This is a genomic window from Streptococcus sp. HMSC067H01, from assembly GCF_001814775.1.
GTDB lineage: Bacteria > Bacillota > Bacilli > Lactobacillales > Streptococcaceae > Streptococcus.
On sequence record NZ_KV817778.1, the window covers coordinates 1 to 241 of the forward strand.

A 241-nucleotide genomic window follows, 5' to 3' on the forward strand; every position below is an offset into this window, starting at 1 on the left:
CAGAGTTTACTGGTGGAGTGAATGGTGTCGAAGCAGCTGTTCAAGAAGTAAGCCCAGAATTCACAGGTGGTGTCAATGGAGCAGAAGGTGCTATCCATGAGGTTCCAGAATACAAAGATGAGCAGTCTCTTGTAGCTCTTACTATGTCACAAGATAAGACCTACCAAGCACCTGCAAGTCATCAATACAAACTCCCAGAGACAGGCACTAAAGAAAATGCTGGCCTTGCAGCCGTAGGTCT

1 protein-coding gene is annotated in these 241 nt (G+C 46.5%); it reads left to right on the forward strand.

Translation table 11 applies throughout. The annotated features are described in order from the left end of the window. Nucleotides 1-241: SIALI-17 repeat-containing surface protein (locus tag HMPREF2987_RS01385; protein ID WP_373878852.1), on the forward strand; the 241-nt coding region annotated here is incomplete at both ends.